At 61.8% G+C, this 17,684-nt stretch carries 20 protein-coding genes; all 20 read left to right on the forward strand.

Translation table 11 applies throughout. The annotated features are described in order from the left end of the window. Positions 1 to 74: 74 nt before the first annotated feature. The 20 genes from MUM_RS0100645 to MUM_RS0100740 all read left to right on the forward strand — a co-directional run bounded on the left by MUM_RS0100645 (position 75) and on the right by MUM_RS0100740 (position 17,653). Positions 75 to 602 carry a YceD family protein gene (locus tag MUM_RS0100645; protein ID WP_010165880.1) on the forward strand — a complete coding sequence of 176 codons (528 nt, stop codon included), beginning with the start codon at positions 75 to 77 and terminating at the stop codon, positions 600 to 602. A 13-nt stretch (positions 603 to 615) separates the two neighbouring features. Further along, a complete protein-coding gene (gene rpmF / locus MUM_RS0100650) occupies positions 616 to 798 on the forward strand; it encodes a 50S ribosomal protein L32 (protein WP_004371305.1) in 183 nt (60 codons plus the stop codon). Between the two features lie 4 nt (positions 799 to 802). After that, positions 803 to 1,813, forward strand: a complete 1,011-nt coding sequence (gene plsX / locus MUM_RS0100655) for a phosphate acyltransferase PlsX (protein WP_081480041.1) — start codon at positions 803 to 805, stop codon at positions 1,811 to 1,813. Positions 1,814 to 1,939: 126 nt separating this feature from the next. Further along, the gene (gene fabD / locus MUM_RS0100660; RefSeq protein WP_029615717.1) at positions 1,940 to 2,878 is read left to right on the forward strand and encodes an ACP S-malonyltransferase; all 939 of its coding nucleotides are present in this window, start codon (positions 1,940 to 1,942) and stop codon (positions 2,876 to 2,878) included. Between the two features lie 27 nt (positions 2,879 to 2,905). After that, positions 2,906 to 3,649, forward strand: coding sequence for a 3-oxoacyl-ACP reductase FabG (gene fabG / locus MUM_RS0100665; protein WP_004371297.1), 744 nt, complete (start codon positions 2,906 to 2,908; stop codon positions 3,647 to 3,649). 192 nt (positions 3,650 to 3,841) lie between these two features. Beyond that, positions 3,842 to 4,078, forward strand: a complete 237-nt coding sequence (gene acpP / locus MUM_RS0100670; protein ID WP_010165887.1) for an acyl carrier protein — start codon at positions 3,842 to 3,844, stop codon at positions 4,076 to 4,078. A gap of 110 nt (positions 4,079 to 4,188) precedes the next feature. Continuing rightward, the gene (gene fabF / locus MUM_RS0100675; RefSeq protein ID WP_010165889.1) at positions 4,189 to 5,433 is read left to right on the forward strand and encodes a beta-ketoacyl-ACP synthase II; all 1,245 of its coding nucleotides are present in this window, start codon (positions 4,189 to 4,191) and stop codon (positions 5,431 to 5,433) included. After that, positions 5,433 to 6,248 carry an aminodeoxychorismate lyase gene (gene pabC, locus MUM_RS0100680; protein WP_010165891.1) on the forward strand — a complete coding sequence of 272 codons (816 nt, stop codon included), beginning with the start codon at positions 5,433 to 5,435 and terminating at the stop codon, positions 6,246 to 6,248. Before fabF ends, pabC begins: the two co-directional genes overlap by 1 nt. Position 6,249: 1 nt before the next feature. Then, positions 6,250 to 7,374 (forward strand): endolytic transglycosylase MltG, encoded by a 1,125-nt coding sequence (mltG, locus tag MUM_RS0100685; protein ID WP_029615718.1) that lies wholly within the window; start codon positions 6,250 to 6,252, stop codon positions 7,372 to 7,374. Positions 7,375 to 7,393: 19 nt separating this feature from the next. Beyond that, a complete protein-coding gene (gene tmk / locus MUM_RS0100690; protein WP_010165894.1) occupies positions 7,394 to 8,026 on the forward strand; it encodes a dTMP kinase in 633 nt (210 codons plus the stop codon). After that, positions 8,019 to 9,008 (forward strand): DNA polymerase III subunit delta', encoded by a 990-nt coding sequence (locus MUM_RS0100695; protein ID WP_010165897.1) that lies wholly within the window; start codon positions 8,019 to 8,021, stop codon positions 9,006 to 9,008. Before tmk ends, MUM_RS0100695 begins: the two co-directional genes overlap by 8 nt. Positions 9,009 to 9,071: 63 nt before the next feature. Then, positions 9,072 to 9,857, forward strand: a complete 786-nt coding sequence (locus tag MUM_RS0100700; RefSeq protein WP_010165899.1) for a TatD family hydrolase — start codon at positions 9,072 to 9,074, stop codon at positions 9,855 to 9,857. Between the two features lie 437 nt (positions 9,858 to 10,294). Beyond that, positions 10,295 to 10,951, forward strand: coding sequence for a TetR/AcrR family transcriptional regulator (locus MUM_RS0100705; RefSeq protein ID WP_010165901.1), 657 nt, complete (start codon positions 10,295 to 10,297; stop codon positions 10,949 to 10,951). A 114-nt stretch (positions 10,952 to 11,065) separates the two neighbouring features. Next, positions 11,066 to 12,034, forward strand: coding sequence for a GTP 3',8-cyclase MoaA (locus tag MUM_RS0100710; protein ID WP_010165903.1), 969 nt, complete (start codon positions 11,066 to 11,068; stop codon positions 12,032 to 12,034). A gap of 75 nt (positions 12,035 to 12,109) precedes the next feature. Beyond that, positions 12,110 to 12,715, forward strand: coding sequence for a DUF4823 domain-containing protein (locus MUM_RS0100715; protein ID WP_010165905.1), 606 nt, complete (start codon positions 12,110 to 12,112; stop codon positions 12,713 to 12,715). A 17-nt stretch (positions 12,716 to 12,732) separates the two neighbouring features. Next, on the forward strand, positions 12,733 to 13,293 hold the full coding sequence (locus MUM_RS0100720; protein ID WP_010165906.1) for a DUF1285 domain-containing protein: 561 nt from the start codon (positions 12,733 to 12,735) through the stop codon (positions 13,291 to 13,293). A gap of 70 nt (positions 13,294 to 13,363) precedes the next feature. Then, positions 13,364 to 14,077, forward strand: a complete 714-nt coding sequence (locus MUM_RS0100725) for a GntR family transcriptional regulator (protein WP_029615719.1) — start codon at positions 13,364 to 13,366, stop codon at positions 14,075 to 14,077. Next, complete coding sequence (locus MUM_RS0100730) at positions 14,074 to 15,075, forward strand: ADP-ribosylglycohydrolase family protein (protein WP_010165910.1); 1,002 nt, start codon at positions 14,074 to 14,076, stop codon at positions 15,073 to 15,075. Before MUM_RS0100725 ends, MUM_RS0100730 begins: the two co-directional genes overlap by 4 nt. Positions 15,076 to 15,273: 198 nt before the next feature. Beyond that, positions 15,274 to 16,740 (forward strand): purine-cytosine permease family protein, encoded by a 1,467-nt coding sequence (locus tag MUM_RS0100735; RefSeq protein ID WP_010165912.1) that lies wholly within the window; start codon positions 15,274 to 15,276, stop codon positions 16,738 to 16,740. Beyond that, positions 16,733 to 17,653, forward strand: a complete 921-nt coding sequence (locus MUM_RS0100740; protein ID WP_029615720.1) for a PfkB family carbohydrate kinase — start codon at positions 16,733 to 16,735, stop codon at positions 17,651 to 17,653. The genes MUM_RS0100735 and MUM_RS0100740 overlap by 8 nt, the downstream gene beginning before the upstream one ends. Positions 17,654 to 17,684 lie beyond the last annotated feature (31 nt).

A 17,684-nucleotide genomic window follows, 5' to 3' on the forward strand; every position in this document is an offset into this window, starting at 1 on the left:
GCGGGGAGGCCCAGCGACGGACAGGGCTGAATTTCCTTTGACATGGCCGGGTGCATCCCTATAATGCTGCGCCTATGTTGAATGACCCGATTCCACCTCACGTTGACCCGCGCAAATTGGCTGATCGTGGCACCACCCTTCAAGGTGAGCTGCTCCTGGCCGATTTGGAGAGACTCTGCGACCCGCTTTCCGACACTGTCGGTACGGTGCAGGCTAAATTTATTTTTGAACGAGATGAACGTAAGTCTGTGGTAATCCACAGCTTTATCGACACCGAAGTCAAAATGGTTTGCCAGCGTTGTCTTGAGCTGGTCACCCTGCCGATCCACAGCGAATGCAGTTATGCTGTGGTGAAAGAGGGTGCGAATACCCAGTCGTTGCCGAAAGGTTATGACGTGCTGGAACTGGGCGAAGATCCTTTGGATCTGCAGTCACTGATCGAGGAGGAGCTTTTGCTCGCCTTGCCCATTGTGCCTGCTCATCATCCGGAAGAATGCCAGCAGCCGGCGGGTCTCGATGAGCCCGAACCGAGCGAGGACGAGGTAACGCGGTCCAACCCGTTCAGTGTATTGGCGCAGTTAAAGCGTGACCCAAACGTTTAGGAGTTAATCAATTATGGCTGTTCAGCAGAACAAAAAATCCCGCTCTGCCCGTGACATGCGTCGTTCGCACGACGCCCTGACGGCAAGCACTCTGTCTGTAGAAAAAACCACCGGTGAAGTTCACCTGCGTCACCACGTATCGCCAGAAGGCGTATACCGTGGCCGTAAAGTGATCGACAAGGGCGCTGACGAGTAATCACTTGTCTGCTCAAGTCATCGCGATTGACGCAATGGGCGGGGACTTCGGTCCCCGCAGCATTGTTCAGGCCTGCATTGCTTGCCTGTCTGCCACGCCCTCGCTGCACCTGACCCTCGTCGGTCAACCCTCCTTACTTGAAGAACTGATTGCCAGCCATCCGGCGGTGGATCGCGCGCGCCTGACTATTACACCGGCCAGCGAAACCATCACCATGGATGAAAAGCCTGCGCAGGCCTTGCGTGGCAAGCCTGATTCTTCGATGCGGGTGGCCCTGGAGCTGGTGCGCGACGGCAAGGCCCAGGCCTGTGTCAGCGCCGGCAATACCGGGGCGTTGATGGCGTTGTCCCGGCACGTGCTGAAGACCCTGCCGGGCATTGACCGGCCGGCGATGGTTGCGGCGATCCCGACCCAGCAAGGTTATTGCCAGTTGCTGGACCTGGGGGCGAACGTCGATTGCAGTGCCGAGCATCTGTTGCACTTTGCGCTGATGGGCTCGGTGGCGGCCGAAGCGCTGGGCGTGGCCCGGCCTCGAGTGGCGTTGCTGAATATCGGCACTGAAGACATCAAGGGCAATCAGCAGGTCAAGCTGGCGGCGACGCTGCTGCAAGGCGCGCGAGGCTTGAACTACATCGGCTTTGTCGAGGGTGACGGTTTGTATCGCGGCGAAGCGGATGTGGTGGTGTGCGACGGTTTTGTCGGCAATATCCTGCTCAAGTCCAGCGAGGGGCTGGCGACGATGATCGCCGGGCGCATCGAGGCGTTGTTCAAACGCAACCTTGCTTCACGCCTGGTGGGCGCCCTGGCGCTGCCCTTGATGCGGCGGTTGCAGGCTGACCTGGCACCGGCGCGGCATAATGGCGCAAGTTTCCTGGGCTTGCAGGGCATCGTGGTCAAAAGCCACGGTTCGGCGGGGGTGCAGGGTTTTCAAAGTGCCATCCAGCGGGCCTTGATCGAGATCCAGGAAAACCTGCCGCAACGCTTGCATGGCCGCCTTGAGGATCTGTTGCCTTAGGCGAATCGGGCCGGAAATGCTTAAATGTGACCGGCCAGTTCAATTGACCATCCAATCTGTCAGTTTCTCGCGCTCCCACATGTGGGGCGCCAATTTCCGACGACCAGATCATTAGGGGCTTGTTACATGTCTACATCCCTCGCATTCGTCTTTCCAGGGCAGGGTTCGCAGTCCCTCGGCATGTTGGCCGAGCTGGGCGCGGAACATCCGCTGGTCCTGGAAACTTTCAAGGAAGCTTCCGATGCCTTGGGTTACGACCTGTGGGCACTGACCCAGCAAGGGCCGGAAGAGCTGCTCAACCAAACCGACAAAACCCAGCCGGCCATCCTGACCGCCTCCATCGCCCTGTGGCGCCTGTGGCTGGCTGAAGTCGGTGCGCGTCCGGCCTACGTCGCCGGTCATAGCCTGGGCGAATACAGCGCCCTGGTGGCCGCTGGCAGCCTGACCCTCGGTGAAGCGGTCAAGCTGGTGGAGCGTCGTGGCCAGTTGATGCAGGAAGCGGTTCCAGCCGGGCAGGGCGGCATGGCTGCCATTCTCGGCCTGGAAGATGCTGACGTGATCGCCGCCTGTGCCGAAGCGGCCCAGGGCGAAGTGGTCAGCGCCGTCAACTTCAACTCCCCTGGCCAGGTGGTGATCGCCGGTGCCAAGGCCGCCGTAGAGCGCGCCATCGAAGGCTGCAAGGCCCGTGGTGCCAAGCGTGCATTGCCGCTGCCGGTCAGCGTGCCGTCCCACTGCGAGCTGATGCGCCCGGCTGCCGAGCGTTTCGCCGAGTCCGTCGCCGCCATCAACTGGCAGGCGCCACAGATTCCGTTGGTGCAGAACGTGAGTGCCGCAGTGGCTCCCGACCTGGAAACCCTCAAGCGCGACCTGCTGGAGCAACTGTACAAGCCGGTCCGCTGGGTTGAGTCGGTGCAGACCCTGGCTGCCAACGGCGCCACCCAATTGGTAGAGTGCGGCCCGGGCAAAGTCCTGGCCGGCCTGAACAAGCGTTGCGCCGAAGGCGTGTCGACTTCCAACCTCAATACCCCGGATGCCTTCGCTGCCGCTCGCGCAGCCCTGGCCTGATAATTTCCGAACCTAGGAGAAGCCTGCATGAGTCTGCAAGGTAAAGTTGCACTGGTTACCGGCGCAAGCCGTGGCATTGGCCAGGCGATCGCCCTGGAGCTGGGCCGTCTGGGCGCTGTCGTCATCGGTACCGCCACCTCCGCCGCCGGCGCTGAGCGTATTGCCGCGACCTTGAAGGAAAACGGCGTTCAGGGCACCGGTCTTGAGCTTAACGTGACCAGCGATGAGTCCGTGGCGGCTGTATTGGCTGAAATCACGGCGCAATTCGGTGCACCGGCTATTCTGGTGAACAACGCCGGCATTACCCGCGATAACCTGATGATGCGCATGAAAGACGACGAGTGGCATGACGTCGTTGATACCAACCTGAACAGTCTGTTTCGCCTGTCCAAGGGTGTTTTGCGCGGCATGACCAAGGCCCGTTGGGGTCGAATTATCAATATTGGCTCCGTAGTGGGTGCCATGGGCAACGCAGGCCAAGTAAACTACGCAGCCGCCAAGGCCGGTCTGGAAGGTTTCAGCCGTGCACTGGCGCGTGAAGTGGGCTCGCGGTCGATTACGGTCAACTCGGTGGCCCCAGGGTTCATCGACACCGATATGACCCGCGAACTGCCTGAAGCGCAGCGTGAAGCGTTGCTGACGCAGATTCCGCTGGGCCGTCTGGGCCAGGCTCAAGAGATCGCGAATGTGGTCGCTTTCCTGGCATCCGACGGTGCGGCATACGTGACTGGGGCTACAATCCCGGTGAACGGCGGGATGTACATGAGTTAAATTGTGACGGATCGCTTCAAAAAAATGTCATACGAGCTGTCTAAAATCCGTTATAAAGCTGCAATCTATTTATAGGCAGATGGCCGATAGGGTACGAGGGTGAAGCTTTCAGTTGAAAAGCTGAAAAGCCTTTCTATACACTTACCCACTGGCCAGCTGCCTGAATTTGTCCATTAGGAGTGAAAACAAGGTATGAGCACCATCGAAGAGCGCGTCAAGAAAATCGTTGCTGAGCAACTGGGCGTTAAAGAAGAAGAAGTGACCAACACTGCTTCCTTCGTTGAAGACCTGGGTGCCGACTCCCTTGACACCGTTGAGCTGGTGATGGCTCTGGAAGAGGAATTCGAGACCGAAATCCCGGACGAAGAAGCTGAAAAAATCACTACCGTTCAAGCTGCTATCGACTACGTTACTAGCCACCAGGCGTAATAGTTTGTAATCGTCGCTTGCTGTGATGGAAAAACCGCACTGCCCTATGGCGTGCGGTTTTTTCCTTTAAGCCTGATGCAAAGTGTCGTCATTAGAAAAAGGAGAGTGCTGTGTCGCGTAGACGCGTCGTAGTCACCGGTATGGGTATGTTGTCGCCACTGGGTACGGATGTGCCGAGCAGTTGGCAGGGCATTCTGGCTGGCCGCAGTGGTATTGGTCTGATCGAACACACGGACCTTTCTGCCTATTCCACCCGTTTTGGCGGCTCGGTAAAGGACTTCAATGTCGAGGAATATCTCTCGGTCAAAGAGTCCCGCAAACTCGACCTGTTCATTCAATACGGCCTGGCAGCCGGTTTTCAGGCGGTGCGTAATGCCGGCCTGGAAGTTACCGACGCCAACCGTGAGCGCATCGGCGTGGCCATGGGTTCGGGTATTGGCGGTCTGACCAATATCGAAGAAACCAGCCGCACGTTGCATGATTCCGGCCCTCGTCGAATTTCACCGTTCTTCGTGCCTGGCTCGATCATCAATATGATTTCCGGTTTCCTGTCCATCCACTTGGGTGCCCAGGGGCCTAACTACGCCATTTCCACGGCGTGCACCACGGGCACTCACTGCATCGGCATGGCGGCGCGCAATATCGCCTATGACGAAGCCGACGTGATGATCGCCGGCGGCGCCGAGATGGCCGCCTGTGGTTTGGGCATGGGCGGCTTCGGCGCGTCCCGTGCGCTGTCGACTCGCAATGACGAGCCGACCCGTGCCAGTCGTCCGTGGGACAAGGGCCGTGATGGCTTTGTGCTGGCTGACGGCGCCGGTGCGCTGGTCCTCGAAGAGCTGGAACACGCGAAGGCCCGTGGCGCTACCATCTACGCCGAGCTGATTGGCTTCGGCATGAGCGGTGATGCGTACCACATGACCTCGCCACCGTCTGACGGTGCAGGTGCTGCACGCTGCATCACCAACGCGTTGCGTGATGCCAAGGTCAACATCGACCAGGTGCAGTACATCAACGCCCACGGCACTTCTACGCCGACGGGTGACCTGGCGGAAGCCGAGGCCATCAAGTCGGTGTTCGGAGAGCACGCCTACAAGCTGGCGGTCAGCTCCACCAAGTCCATGACCGGCCACCTGTTGGGTGCGGCGGGCGCGGTCGAGGCGATCTTCAGTGTGCTGGCCATCAAGGATCAGGTCGCTCCGCCGACCATCAACCTCGATGAGCCGGATGCAGGCTGCGACCTGAACTTCGTGCCTCACGAAGCGCAGAAGATGCCGATCGACGTGGTGTTGTCCAACTCGTTCGGTTTTGGTGGCACCAACGGTTCCCTGGTGTTCCGCCGGTTCGCCGAGTGATGGAAAGCTGGGTCGACGGTCAGCCGGCGGGCGCAGTGCCCCTGAAAGACCGTGGCCTGGCATACGGTGATGGGCTGTTCGAGACCATTGCCGTCAAGGCCGGGCAGCCCGTGCTGCTCGACCGCCACCTGCAGCGCCTTGACGAGGGTTGCAGGCGGTTGGCGATTGTTGCGGATCAGCCGTTGATTCGCAGCGAATTGCTGGCCTATGCCGCCGCCCTCGGTGACGGTGTACTCAAGTTGATCCTGACCCGTGGCGACAGCCAGCGCGGTTATGGCATCAGCGCTGGCGCTCCCGCGCGGCGCATTCTGCAAGGCAGCCCGCCTGCCACTTATCCCCCGGAACATGCAGCTTCAGGCATTCGCCTGTTTGCGTGTACCACCCGTTTGTCCGAGCAGCCCTTGCTCGCCGGCCTCAAGCACCTCAATCGCCTGGAACAGGTGTTCGCCCGCAACGAGTGGCAGGACGCCGATCACGCCGAAGGTTTGATGCTGGATATGTCCGGTCGAGTCGTCGAAGGCGTCTTCAGCAACCTGTTTCTGGTGCGTGACGGCGTGTTGCTGACCGCTGATCTGAATCGCTGCGGTGTCGCCGGCGTCATGCGGGCCGAGGTGTTGGCCCAGGCGCAGGTGCTGGGCATCCCTACGAGCGTGGCCGACATCAGCGTTGAACAGCTGCAACAGGCCGACGAAGTCTTTGTGTGCAACAGCGTATATGGCATTTGGCCGGTGCGCGGATGTGCTGCGATGAGCTGGCCGGTTGGGCCGCTCACCCGTAAACTGCAGGGCATTGTTCGCGCACTATTGGATATTTGATTTGAGACGTAAATTTGTATTGCTGCTGGAGATCGGTCTGGTCCTGGCGGGTTTGCTGCTGGGCGCTTCGGCCTGGAAGCTCAACTCGGCCCTTGAGCAGCCCTTGAATCTGACCCAGGAGCAATTGCTGGACGTACCGGCCGGCGCGACGCCCACCGGCACCTTCAATCGCCTGGAAAATGACGGCGTGCTCAAGGATGCGTTCTGGTTGCGTCTCTACTGGCGCTTCAATCTCGACGGCCAGCCGCTGCACAGCGGCGAATATCGCATGACTCCGGGCCTCACCGCCGAAGGCTTGATCGGCCTGTGGCAGCGTGGCGAAGTGGTGCAGTACAGCATCACGCTGGTGGAGGGCTGGAACTTCCGTCAGGTGCGCGCCGCCCTGGCCAAGCACGAGAAGATCGAGCAAACCCTGTCGGGCCTGACTGACAGCGAAGTCATGGAAAAACTTGGCCACCCCGGTGTGTTTCCCGAAGGCCGCTTCTTCCCGGACACCTACCGCTTCGTGCGCGGCATGAGCGACGTCGAGTTACTGAAAAAATCCTACAACCGTCTGGACGATGTCCTCGCCCAGGAGTGGAGCAAGCGTGCGGCCGACGCGCCGTACACCGAGCCCTATCAAGCGCTGATCATGGCCTCGCTGGTGGAGAAAGAAACCGGCGTGCCCGAAGAGCGCGGCCAGATAGCCGGGGTTTTTGTACGGCGCATGCAGATCGGCATGCTGCTGCAAACCGACCCGACCGTGATCTACGGCCTCGGCGAGCGCTACACCGGCAAGCTGACCCGTGCCCATCTCAAGGAAGCCACGCCCTACAACACCTACGTGATCGCCGGCCTGCCGCCGACGCCGATTGCCATGGTCGGGCGTGAGGCGATCCATGCCGCGCTGAACCCGGTGGCGGGCAGCAGCCTGTATTTTGTCGCCCGTGGCGACGGCAGCCATATTTTCTCGGACAACCTGGATGCGCATAACGCTGCGGTGCGTGAGTTCCAGATGAAGCGCCGCGCTGACTACCGTTCCAGCCCGGCGCCCGCGCCGGCGGCAAAACCTGGGGACGCGCCGGTGGATACGCCCGCCGAGCCAACTCCAGCCACTGACGACGCAGCACCGCAAAGCCCGCAATGACTCTGACTAAGGACTGCCTGTGACTGGCTTGTTTATTACCCTGGAAGGCCCGGAAGGCGCCGGCAAAAGCACCAACCGTGAATACCTGGCCGAGCGCCTGCGCGCCGAAGGTATCGAGGTGCTGCTGACCCGTGAGCCCGGCGGCACGCCCCTGGCCGAGCGTATCCGTGAAGTGCTGCTGACCCCGGGCGACGAACAGATGAATCCCGACACCGAGCTGCTGCTGGTGTTTGCCGCCCGCGCCCAGCACCTGGCCGAAGTCATTCGCCCGGCCCTGGCCCGTGGCGCCGTGGTGATCTGTGACCGGTTTACCGATTCCACCTACGCCTATCAGGGCGGCGGTCGTGGCTTATCCCTGGAGCGCATTGCGACCCTCGAAACCTTCGTCCAGGGCGATCTGCGGCCCGACCTGACCCTGGTGTTCGATCTGCCGGTGGAAGTCGGCATGGCCCGCGCCACGGCCCGTGGTCGCCTGGATCGTTTCGAGCTTGAAACCCGAGTGTTTTTTGAGGCCGTGCGCGGTGCGTTTCTCAAGCGTGCCGAAGCCGACCCCGCCCGTTATTACCTGCTGGACGCCGCGCAGCCCCTGACTCACGTACAACAGGCGATTGACGCCCTGTTGCCGAAACTCGTGGAGCGTGTCCGTGGCTGAAGCCTACCCGTGGCAGGACAGTCTCTGGCAGCAACTGGCGGGCCGTGCCCAGCACGCCCATGCCTACTTGCTTCACGGCTCGGCGGGCATCGGCAAGCGCGCCCTGGCGGAGCGGTTGATGGCCAGCTTGTTGTGCCAGCGGCCCAACGGCCTGGAGGCCTGCGGCGAATGTAAATCCTGCATGCTGCTGAAGGCCGGCAGCCACCCGGACAACTACCTGCTGGAACCCGAAGAGGCCGACAAGGCGATCAAGGTCGACCAGGTGCGTGATCTGGTCAGCTTCGTGGTGCAGACCGCGCAGATGGGTGGGCGCAAGGTGGTACTCATCGAGCCGGTGGAGTCGATGAACATCAACGCCGCCAACGCCTTGCTCAAGAGCCTCGAAGAACCGTCCGGCGATACCGTGCTGCTGTTGGTCAGCCACCAGTCCAGCCGCCTGCTGCCGACTATCCGCAGCCGCTGCGTGCAACAGGCTTGCCCGTTGCCCAGCGAAGCCATGAGCCTGCAGTGGCTGGCTCAGGCGTTGCCGGAGTGCGGCGAGGCCGAGCGCGTCGAGCTGTTGACCCTGGCCGCCGGTTCGCCCCTGGCCGCCGTCAAGCTCCATGCCCAGGGCGTGCGGGAACAGCGTGCGCTGGTGGTGGACGGCGTGAAGAAACTGCTCAAGCAGGAAGTGTCGGCCACGCAACTGGCCGAGACCGCCTGGAAAGACATTCCCTTGCTGCTGCTGTTCGACTGGTTCTGCGACTGGTCGAGCTTGGTCCTGCGCTACCAGCTGACCCAGGACGAAAGCGGCCTGGGCCTTCCGGACATGCGCAAGGTGGTGCAATACCTGGCGCAGAAGAGTGCCCAGGACAAGGTCCTGAACATTCAGGACTGGATCCTCGGCCAACGCCAGAAAGTACTGGGCAAGGCCAACCTCAACCGTGTGCTGTTGCTTGAGGCCTTGCTGGTGCAGTGGGTCGGCTTGCTCGGCCGGCGTTAATTTCAGTGGCCGACGGGTGTATCGTTGGCCAGACACTTCCCGTGACTCAAGTTGTAGACCTCTATGCTCGTAGATTCCCATTGCCACCTTGATCGCCTCGACCTGGCCCAGCACGGTGGCTCCCTTGATGCCGCCCTCGAAGCAGCGCGCCAGCGCGGCGTAGGGCATTTCCTGTGCATCGGCGTCAGCGCCGAAAACGCCGCCGACGTCAAAGCCCTGGCCGATCGTTATGCCGACGTCGACTGCTCGGTGGGCATTCATCCGCTGGACCTGAAGCCCGGCGAAGCCCCGGCCCTCGACTGGCTGCTTGGCGAGCTCAATCACCCGCGCGTGGTGGCCATCGGCGAGACCGGCCTGGATTACCACTACGAACCGGAAGCCGCCGAGTTGCAGCAGGCGTCGTTCCGCCTGCACCTGCAAGCGGCCCGGCAAACCGGCAAGCCGGTGATCGTCCACACCCGTGGTGCCCGTGCCGACACCCTGACCCTGCTGCGCGAAGCCGCGCTGCCCCAGGGCGGTGTGCTGCACTGCTTCACCGAAGACTGGGACATGGCCAAGGCCGCGCTCGACCTGGGTTTCTACATTTCGCTGTCGGGCATCGTCACCTTCCGCAATGCCGACGCCCTGCGCGATGTGGCGCGCCAAGTGCCGGCAGACCGCCTGCTGGTGGAAACCGATTCGCCGTACCTGGCGCCGATTCCCCATCGCGGCAAGCCCAACCTGCCGGAATACGTGCGGGATGTGGCGGATTACCTGGCGATGCTGCGGGGCGAGTCTTACGAGCGTTTTGCCGAACAGACCACCGAAAACTTCAAGCGCCTGTTCCCGCTGGCCCACGTCGGCCACTAAATCGCAGGCAAAAAAAACCCGGGTTCTGGGGGGTGAATCCGGGCTAAGACCATTAGGAGTAAAACAAGGGTACGCAGTCCGTCGGTACCCAGGTCGACGCGTCACTTGGGGGAGATGCCACGCCGACATTTCAAGTATTGATCAGTATCCGATTCAGTCCAGCCACATCTGATCGTTTTTTAAACAGATTTGGAATACGCCCGCTTCGGTTGAGTTCTCATTGATTGCGATGCACAGGCGGCAGCGGGCTGTTTTATTTCTGACTCAAATCGGCTTATTCGTTGGCGCGCTGTAAGTTAAGTGCAAAGGTTGTTCATATAGGCGTTGCCCAACGACCGTTCAGTCGGGATAATCCCGCGCACCGGGTAAAACGTTCCCACAAGCACGGCTTGGGGCACACCACCCTCCCAATATCCACCTCTGCAGACCTTTTTCTTATGCACAAAGAACCCCGCAAGGTCCGTGAGTTTCGCCGCCGCGAGCAGGAAATTCTCGACACCGCACTCAAGCTGTTCCTCGATCAGGGTGAAGACAGCGTCACCGTCGAGATGATTGCGGATGCCGTGGGTATCGGCAAAGGCACCATCTACAAGCACTTCAAGTCCAAGGCCGAGATCTACCTGCGCCTGATGCTCGACTACGAGCGCGACCTGAACGAGCTGCTGCATTCGGCCGATGTCGACAAGGACAAGGAGGCGCTGTCCCGCGCCTACTTCGAGTTCCGCATGCGTGACCCGCAGCGCTACCGCCTGTTTGATCGCCTGGAAGAAAAAGTGGTCAAGGGCCATCAGGTGCCGGAAATGGTCGAGGAGTTGCACAAGATCCGTGCCTCGAACTTCGAACGCCTGACCCTGCTGATCAAGGGCCGCATCAGCGAAGGCAAGCTCGAAGACGTGCCGCCGTATTTCCACTACTGCGCCGCCTGGGCGTTGGTGCACGGCGCCGTGGCGCTGTATCACTCGCCGTTCTGGAGCAATGTGCTGGAAGACCAGGAAGGTTTCTTCCAGTTCCTGATGGACATCGGCGTGCGCATGGGCAACAAGCGCAAGCACAGCACCGATCTGCCGAACGCCGAAACCCCAGCTGCCCAATGATTTACTGCCTTGCGCAGTAACCCAGGAATATACTCAGGCAAGGACTCTTGCTAAAACTTGATTTTTCAGTCAGGTTTTAGCGCGCCCCCAAATTATCCTCTGCCGGAGTGGTTCATGATCGTTGATCGTCAAGGCAGGCGATTCCGCAATTTGCGGATCAGCCTGACCTCAGCCTGCAATTACGCCTGTACCTACTGCGTGCCCAACGGCAAGCGGTTGGTGGCTGCGCAGGATGAACTCTCGGCTGAGGCGATGGCGCGTGGCGTCGAGTACCTGATCGAGGCCGCGGGCATCGAGCGCCTGCGCATTACTGGTGGCGAGCCACTGGTCAGCCCCAAGCTGGAAGCCTTCATGGGCGCGGTGGGGCAGATGGGCCTGAGTGACATCAGCCTGACCACCAACGGCCAACTGCTGGCGCGCAAATTGCCGCTGCTGGTGGACGCCGGGATTCGCCGGATCAACGTGTCCCTCGACACCCTGGACGCCGACGCCTTCCGCAGCATCGCCCGGGGTGGCGACCTGGCCACCGTGCTTGATGGCATGGACCAGGCCAGCGCCGCCGGCATCAAGATCAAGGTCAATATGGTGCCGTTGCGCGGCCAGAACCTCGACCAGGTGATGCCGCTGCTCGACTATTGCCTGGAGCGTGGTTACGAGCTGCGCTTTATCGAATTGATGCGCATGGGCCACCTGGCCACCGATTCCAACGCGTTCCTGCAGCAGTTCGTCAGCCTCCAGCAATTGCTCAGCCTGATCGGCGAGCATCATGAATACCTGCAAGCCAATGCCCCGGTGGACGCCACTGCGGTTCGCTACGAAGTGCCTGGCAAGGGTTTCTTTGGCGTCATTGCCAATGAAAGCGTGCCGTTCTGCCGGACCTGCTCGCGCTTGCGCCTGTCGTCCACCGGCTGGTTGCATGGCTGCCTGTCGTCGAGCAACCGTCACTATGTCGGCGACCTGCTGGACAAACCCCGCCACCAGGCCCTGCCGGCCTTGCAGCGCTTGCTGGTCAAAGCCCTGGGCGACAAGCAGGAAGTGGCATTCTCCGGCGGCGCCACCATCATGAAGATCATCGGCGGCTAGTCCCGCAAGCTGGCGCAAAATCTGCATCTCGTGCCCATTCGCCGGTTTTCCGTCACCGGCTTCTGGAGAATTAGGATGCGTAGTCTGGTTTTGGTGCTGGCGTCACTCGCGCTGGGTGGCTGCATGACCGTCAGTGATATGGCCGAAGGCACGCGCTATCAGATGAGCGATGCCGGCCTGCTGGACCACAGCGATACCCGCCGCGTCAATTCGGTCCGCATACAGCCGGACTCCTTCGTCTTCATCGCCCAAGGCGCATTCACTCCTCCGGGCAGCGCGTATCCGCGGCCTAACGTGGTGGCCGAGGAAGCGTTCAACGGATTTGTCGAATATTTCCCGATGGTCCGCCGCGCCCGCAAGCCCGAAGGCCTGGAACAGGCGATGTCGGAAGCCCGCGCGGCCGGCGCGCATTACCTGCTGTACTGCCGTTTCGCCCAGGCGGATGACCGTATCGGCAACGCTGATGAATGGTCTGACCAGGAGGCGGTGGATCGCCTGGGTATCGACACCGGGACCATCCAGGTCATGTTGATCGAGACCAGCACCCAGTATTTGATTGATACTGTGCGGATTCGCAGTCGTGGCGGTTTACTGACGTTCCACGACAACAAGCCTGAAGATCTGATCGGCAAGCCCCTGGCGCACTACGCGCGCAGCCTGTTGGGCATGAGCGATCAGTAAGACACAAGGAGTACCCCATGACCGATTCGGCCAAGGCCAATGAGTTGTTGGCGCAATTGCCCAAGGGCAAGGGGCCCGCGCCGGTGCATCTGTGGAACCCGACGTTTTGCGGCGATATCGATATGCGCATCGCCCGCGACGGCACCTGGTTCTACATGGGCACACCGATTGGCCGCAAGCCGATGGTCAAGCTGTTCTCCAATATCATCCGCCGCGATGGCGATGATTATTTCCTGATCACGCCGGTGGAAAAGGTCGGGATCAAGGTCGATGATGCGCCCTTTGTCGCCGTCACCCTGGAAGTCGAAGGGCAGGGCGAAAGCCAGGTCCTGCGCTTTACCACCAACGTGGATGAACAGGTCGAAGCCGGTATCGAGCATCCGCTGCGGGTGGTGATCGACCCGGACACCCAGGAACCCTCGCCGTATGTGCGGGTGCGCACCAACCTCGAAGCCCTGGTTCACCGCAACGCGTTCTATCAGTTGGTGGAGCTGGCGGTGACCCGTCCGATCAACGGTAAGAACTGGCTTGGCGTCTGGAGCGGCGGGGTATTTTTCCCCATCGGCCTGGAACCTTGAGGCTGAATTTTCCCTTCTCCTGAAATAATTCGCTTGCTGTAGCCGGGCGCTTTCGGTTATCAATTTGTACATGATTAGACATGTCCGATTTGATAAGAAAAAACGCGTCGTCGACGAGCTGATCCGCCGGATTGAGGGTGGAGTGATGGCCGACGGTGTCCTGCTGCCGGGTGAGCACCAGTTGGCCGAAGAGTTTTCGGTCAGCCGCGGCACCCTGCGTGAAGCACTGGCCGAGCTCAAGCGCCGCAGCTACATCGCCACCCAAAGCGGCGTCGGCTCCATCGTCACTTTCGACGGCATGGTGCTGGACCAGCGCAGCGGCTGGGCCCAAGCCCTGGCTGACACTGGTGCGGTGGTGACCTCCGAAATCCTGCGCCTGGAAGCGGTCACCCGGCCGGACCTGCTCAGCAGTCACGGCACTGACCAATTCATCGCCCTCGACCGCCGCCGTCGCGCCGCCGACGGCACGTTCGTGTCCCTGGAGCGCTCGCTGATGCCGGCCTCCGGTGGCCTGGAAAGCCTGCCGCACGTCGGCCTGATCGATAACTCCCTGACCATCACCCTGGCGGCTTACGGCTTCGTCGGCGCCACCGGCAGCCAATGGATCGGTGCCGAGCCTCTGAACGAAGAAGACGCCCAATTGCTGGGCCGCCCGGTGGGCACGGTGTTTCTCAAGGCCCTGCGCACCACCTACGACCGGCAGGACCGGTTCATGGAATCTGTCGAAAGCCTGCTCGACCCTCTGCATTTTCGCCTGCACCTTCAATTTGGAACACCGACATGACCGCCACTACCCGTGCCCTCGGCGCCTTCTACGGCCTGGCCCTGGGCGATGCATTGGGCATGCCCACCCAGTCCCTGAGCCGCGAGCAGGTCAAGGCGCGTTTCGGCGCGATCACCGCCCTGGAAGATGCCGACGCCGATCAGCCGATCGCGCCGAACATGCCCAAGGGCTCGATCACCGATGACACCGAACAGGCAATTCTCGTCGGCCAGTTGCTGGTCGACGGGCAGGGCAAGATTGAACCCACCGAACTCGCTCAGCGCCTGATCGACTGGGAAGCGGTGATGCGCGCCAAGGGTTCCCAGGATTTGCTGGGCCCCTCGACTAAACGCGCGATCGACATGATCCTGGCTGGCCACACGCCGGAAGAGTCCGGGCGCTACGGCACCACCAACGGCGCCGCGATGCGCATCACACCGGTGGGCATCGCGGCCGATGTCAACGACCCGGCGCAGTTTATCCAGGCGGTGATCCAGGCGTGCCAGGTCACCCACAACACCAACCTGGGCATTTCCAGCGCCGCGGCGGTGGCGGCGGTGGTGTCTGCCGGGATCAACGGTGTCGATCTGGGCGAAGCGCTGAACATTGGCACGCAGATCGCCCAGCAAGCGGAAAACCACGGCCACTGGATTGCCGGCGGGCGCATCGCCACCCGCATCAGTTGGGCCCGCACCTTGAGCGTCGACAGCGGCGACACGGCCCTGTTTACCGATTTGCTCTACGAATTGATCGGCACCTCCGTCGCGTCCCAGGAATCGGTGGTGGTGTCGTTTGCCCTCGCGCAGCAAGTCGCGGTGGGTGAAGTGAACGCCTTCGAGGCCCTGTGCATGGCCGCCAGCCTGGGTGGCGACACCGACACCATCGCCGCGATTCTCGGCGCGATGCTCGGCGCGTGCCTGGGTATGCAGTGCTGGCCTGAGGCGATGATCGAGCAGGTCAAACAGGTGAATGGCCTGGACCTGCAACCCTTGGTCCAAGGCCTGCTCGAGCTGCGCTGAGCACCGCAGATCGAAAAATGTGGGAGCTGGCTTGCCTGCGATAGCGGTCGATCAGTTGATGAATCATCGACTGACACCACGCTATCGCAGGCAAGCCAGCTCCCACATTGATCCAGTCGAGTCAGGAAGACCGGAACACAGATTCAACTTGCCAACCTGCCACAACCACAAAAAAACAGGCATCAGGAGCACCCCACCATGAGTACGTCCTCTTCCGGCCAAAGCGCCGGGCAATTGGAAACACGCGGCATCGAGCCGGTCCCGGAAGGCGAGTGCAACGGCCATCCGCTGCAACTGTTCTGGGTCTGGTTTGCGGCCAACATCAGCATTCTCGGTTTGCCCCTGGGCGCGACCCTCGTGGCGTTTCGCGGCCTGGCGATCTGGCAGGCGATCATCGTCGCGATCCTCGGCGCCGCCGGCTCGTTTGCGGTGGTGGGCATCATCTCCATCGCCGGCCGTCGTGGCCGTGCGCCGAGCCTGACCCTGTCCCGGGCGATCTTCGGCGTGCGCGGTAATATCGGCCCTACGCTGGTGTCGCTGATGTCGCGCCTGGGCTGGGAAACCGTCAACACCACCACCGCCGCATTCGTGTTGCTGTCGTTGTGCTCGATCCTGTTCAACTCGCCGGTTGCGGCCAAAAGTGCACCGGTACTGACCCTGCTGTTCATCGGCCTCTTCGTGCTGCTGACCCTGGCCGTCTCCGGCCTGGGCCATGCCACCTTGCTGGTGATCCAGAAGTGGGCCACCTACGTGTTCGGCGCACTGAATATCCTGGTGGGCGGTTTCCTTTGCGCCACCATCGACTGGAGTGCGGTGTTCAACGCCACGCCTGCACCGATGAGCGCGATGATCATCGGCATCGGCACCATGGCGGCCGGTACCGGTATCGGCTGGGCCAACGCTGGCGCGGATATGTCGCGCTACCAGCATCGCAGCGTCAAGGCCGTGCGCCTGGTCGCGTCGGCCGCCTTTGGTGCGGGGATTCCGCTGGTGCTGTTGATCACCCTCGGCGGCCTGCTGTCGGTGGGCAACAACGACCTGGCGTCGGCCACCGACCCTATCATCGCGATCCGCGACATGCTGCCGACCTGGATGGCGGTGCCGTACCTGATCACCGCGTTTGGCGGGCTGCTGTTGTCGAATAACCTGTCGGTGTACTCGGCCGGTCTCACCACCTTGACCCTCGGTTTGAAGGTCAAGCGTGTGCACGCGGTGATCGTCGACATCGTCGCGATCTTCGCCGGCTCGATCTACTTCATGCTGATCGCCGACAGCTTCTACGGCCCGTTCATCACGTTCATCTCGTTGCTGGCCGTACCGATCACCGCCTGGGTCGGGATCTTTGTGGTCGACCTGATTCATCGCCACTACTACAGCCCCAAAGACCTGCTCGACGTGACGCCAAGCAGTGCCTACTGGTACCGCGGCGGGGTTGAGTGGCGCGCATTTGGTGCCTGGGCGATTGCGATTGTGCTGGGCTTCAGCTTCACCACCATCGGCACCACGGCCGAGAACATCTGGTTCGCCGGGCCGCTGTCCGATTCCTGGCTGGGCCACAACGGCCTGGGCTGGATCGTCACCTTCCTGGTGGCCGGCGGGATTTATGCGGTACTGGGTGGCGCGGCTGATCGTCGCCCGGCTTTGGTAGAGAGCGCTAATGTCTAGATTGCTGCACAGCGGCCAGGTCATCGTTGACCTGGTCATGTCCCTCGACACGTTGCCCGCCACTGGCGGCGATGTATTGGCCAACTCCGCCAGCTTCGAAGCCGGCGGCGGCTTCAACGTGATGGCCGCCGCCCGGCGCAACGGCTTGCCGGTGGTCTACCTGGGCCGCCATGGCACCGGTCGCTTCGGCGACCTGGCGCGCGCGGCGATGCAGGCCGAGGGCATTGAAATGGCCCTGGCCGCCAGCGACGACAAGGACACCGGCCTGTGTGTGTCCCTGACCGAAGCCACCACCGAGCGCACCTTCATTTCCCATATCGGCGCCGAAGGTGACTTGCTGGCGCAAGACCTGGTGAATGCCGTGCCCCACGCCGACGACTATGTGTATGTCAGCGGCTACAGCCTGCTGCTGGAGGGCAAGGCCCAGGCGTTGCTCGATTGGTTGTTGGCATTGCCGCGCCAGATCACCGTGGTGTTCGACCCGGGCCCGCTGGTCAAGGCGCCGGACTCGGCTTTGATGGTCGCTTTGTTGCCGCGCATCGACATCTGGACCAGCAATGGCCCGGAAGCCCTGGCATTCACCGGCGCCAGCGATCTTGCAGGCGCATTGCTCAAGCTCAACGAGCACCTGCCCGCCAACACCTTGCTGGTGGTACGCGACGGGCCGAATGGCTGCTGGGTCAGCCGTAACGGCGAGGCCGAGCATGTGCCGGGGTTCAAGGTCAAGGCGGTGGACAGCAACGGCGCCGGCGACGCCCACGCCGGGGTGTTTGTCGCAGGCTTGGCGAATGGCCTGGCGCCGGCGGTGGCCGCGCGTCGCGCGAATGCGGCGGCGGCACTCGCCGTCACGCGCTGGGGCCCGGCGACCTCACCGGGTACGGCAGAAGTGGATGCGTTGTTGAGCGCGGGCTGATTCGGCAGAATGGTCGCCATTCAGCACGGAG

Source organism: Pseudomonas sp. PAMC 25886 (assembly GCF_000242655.1).
GTDB lineage: Bacteria > Pseudomonadota > Gammaproteobacteria > Pseudomonadales > Pseudomonadaceae > Aquipseudomonas.

Bases quoted from the DNA above. Each gene is read 5' to 3' on its own strand.
- MUM_RS0100645 (WP_010165880.1), top strand. From the start codon at position 75: ATGTTGAATGACCCGATTCCACCTCACGTTGACCCGCGCAAATTGGCT.
- rpmF (WP_004371305.1), top strand. From the start codon at position 616: ATGGCTGTTCAGCAGAACAAAAAATCCCGCTCTGCCCGTGACATGCGT.
- fabD (WP_029615717.1), top strand. From the start codon at position 1,940: ATGTCTACATCCCTCGCATTCGTCTTTCCAGGGCAGGGTTCGCAGTCC.
- fabG (WP_004371297.1), top strand. From the start codon at position 2,906: ATGAGTCTGCAAGGTAAAGTTGCACTGGTTACCGGCGCAAGCCGTGGC.
- acpP (WP_010165887.1), top strand. From the start codon at position 3,842: ATGAGCACCATCGAAGAGCGCGTCAAGAAAATCGTTGCTGAGCAACTG.
- pabC (WP_010165891.1), top strand. From the start codon at position 5,433: ATGGAAAGCTGGGTCGACGGTCAGCCGGCGGGCGCAGTGCCCCTGAAA.
- MUM_RS0100700 (WP_010165899.1), top strand. From the start codon at position 9,072: ATGCTCGTAGATTCCCATTGCCACCTTGATCGCCTCGACCTGGCCCAG.
- MUM_RS0100705 (WP_010165901.1), top strand. From the start codon at position 10,295: ATGCACAAAGAACCCCGCAAGGTCCGTGAGTTTCGCCGCCGCGAGCAG.
- MUM_RS0100710 (WP_010165903.1), top strand. From the start codon at position 11,066: ATGATCGTTGATCGTCAAGGCAGGCGATTCCGCAATTTGCGGATCAGC.
- MUM_RS0100715 (WP_010165905.1), top strand. From the start codon at position 12,110: ATGCGTAGTCTGGTTTTGGTGCTGGCGTCACTCGCGCTGGGTGGCTGC.
- MUM_RS0100720 (WP_010165906.1), top strand. From the start codon at position 12,733: ATGACCGATTCGGCCAAGGCCAATGAGTTGTTGGCGCAATTGCCCAAG.
- MUM_RS0100725 (WP_029615719.1), top strand. From the start codon at position 13,364: ATGATTAGACATGTCCGATTTGATAAGAAAAAACGCGTCGTCGACGAG.
- MUM_RS0100730 (WP_010165910.1), top strand. From the start codon at position 14,074: ATGACCGCCACTACCCGTGCCCTCGGCGCCTTCTACGGCCTGGCCCTG.
- MUM_RS0100735 (WP_010165912.1), top strand. From the start codon at position 15,274: ATGAGTACGTCCTCTTCCGGCCAAAGCGCCGGGCAATTGGAAACACGC.
- MUM_RS0100740 (WP_029615720.1), top strand. From the start codon at position 16,733: ATGTCTAGATTGCTGCACAGCGGCCAGGTCATCGTTGACCTGGTCATG.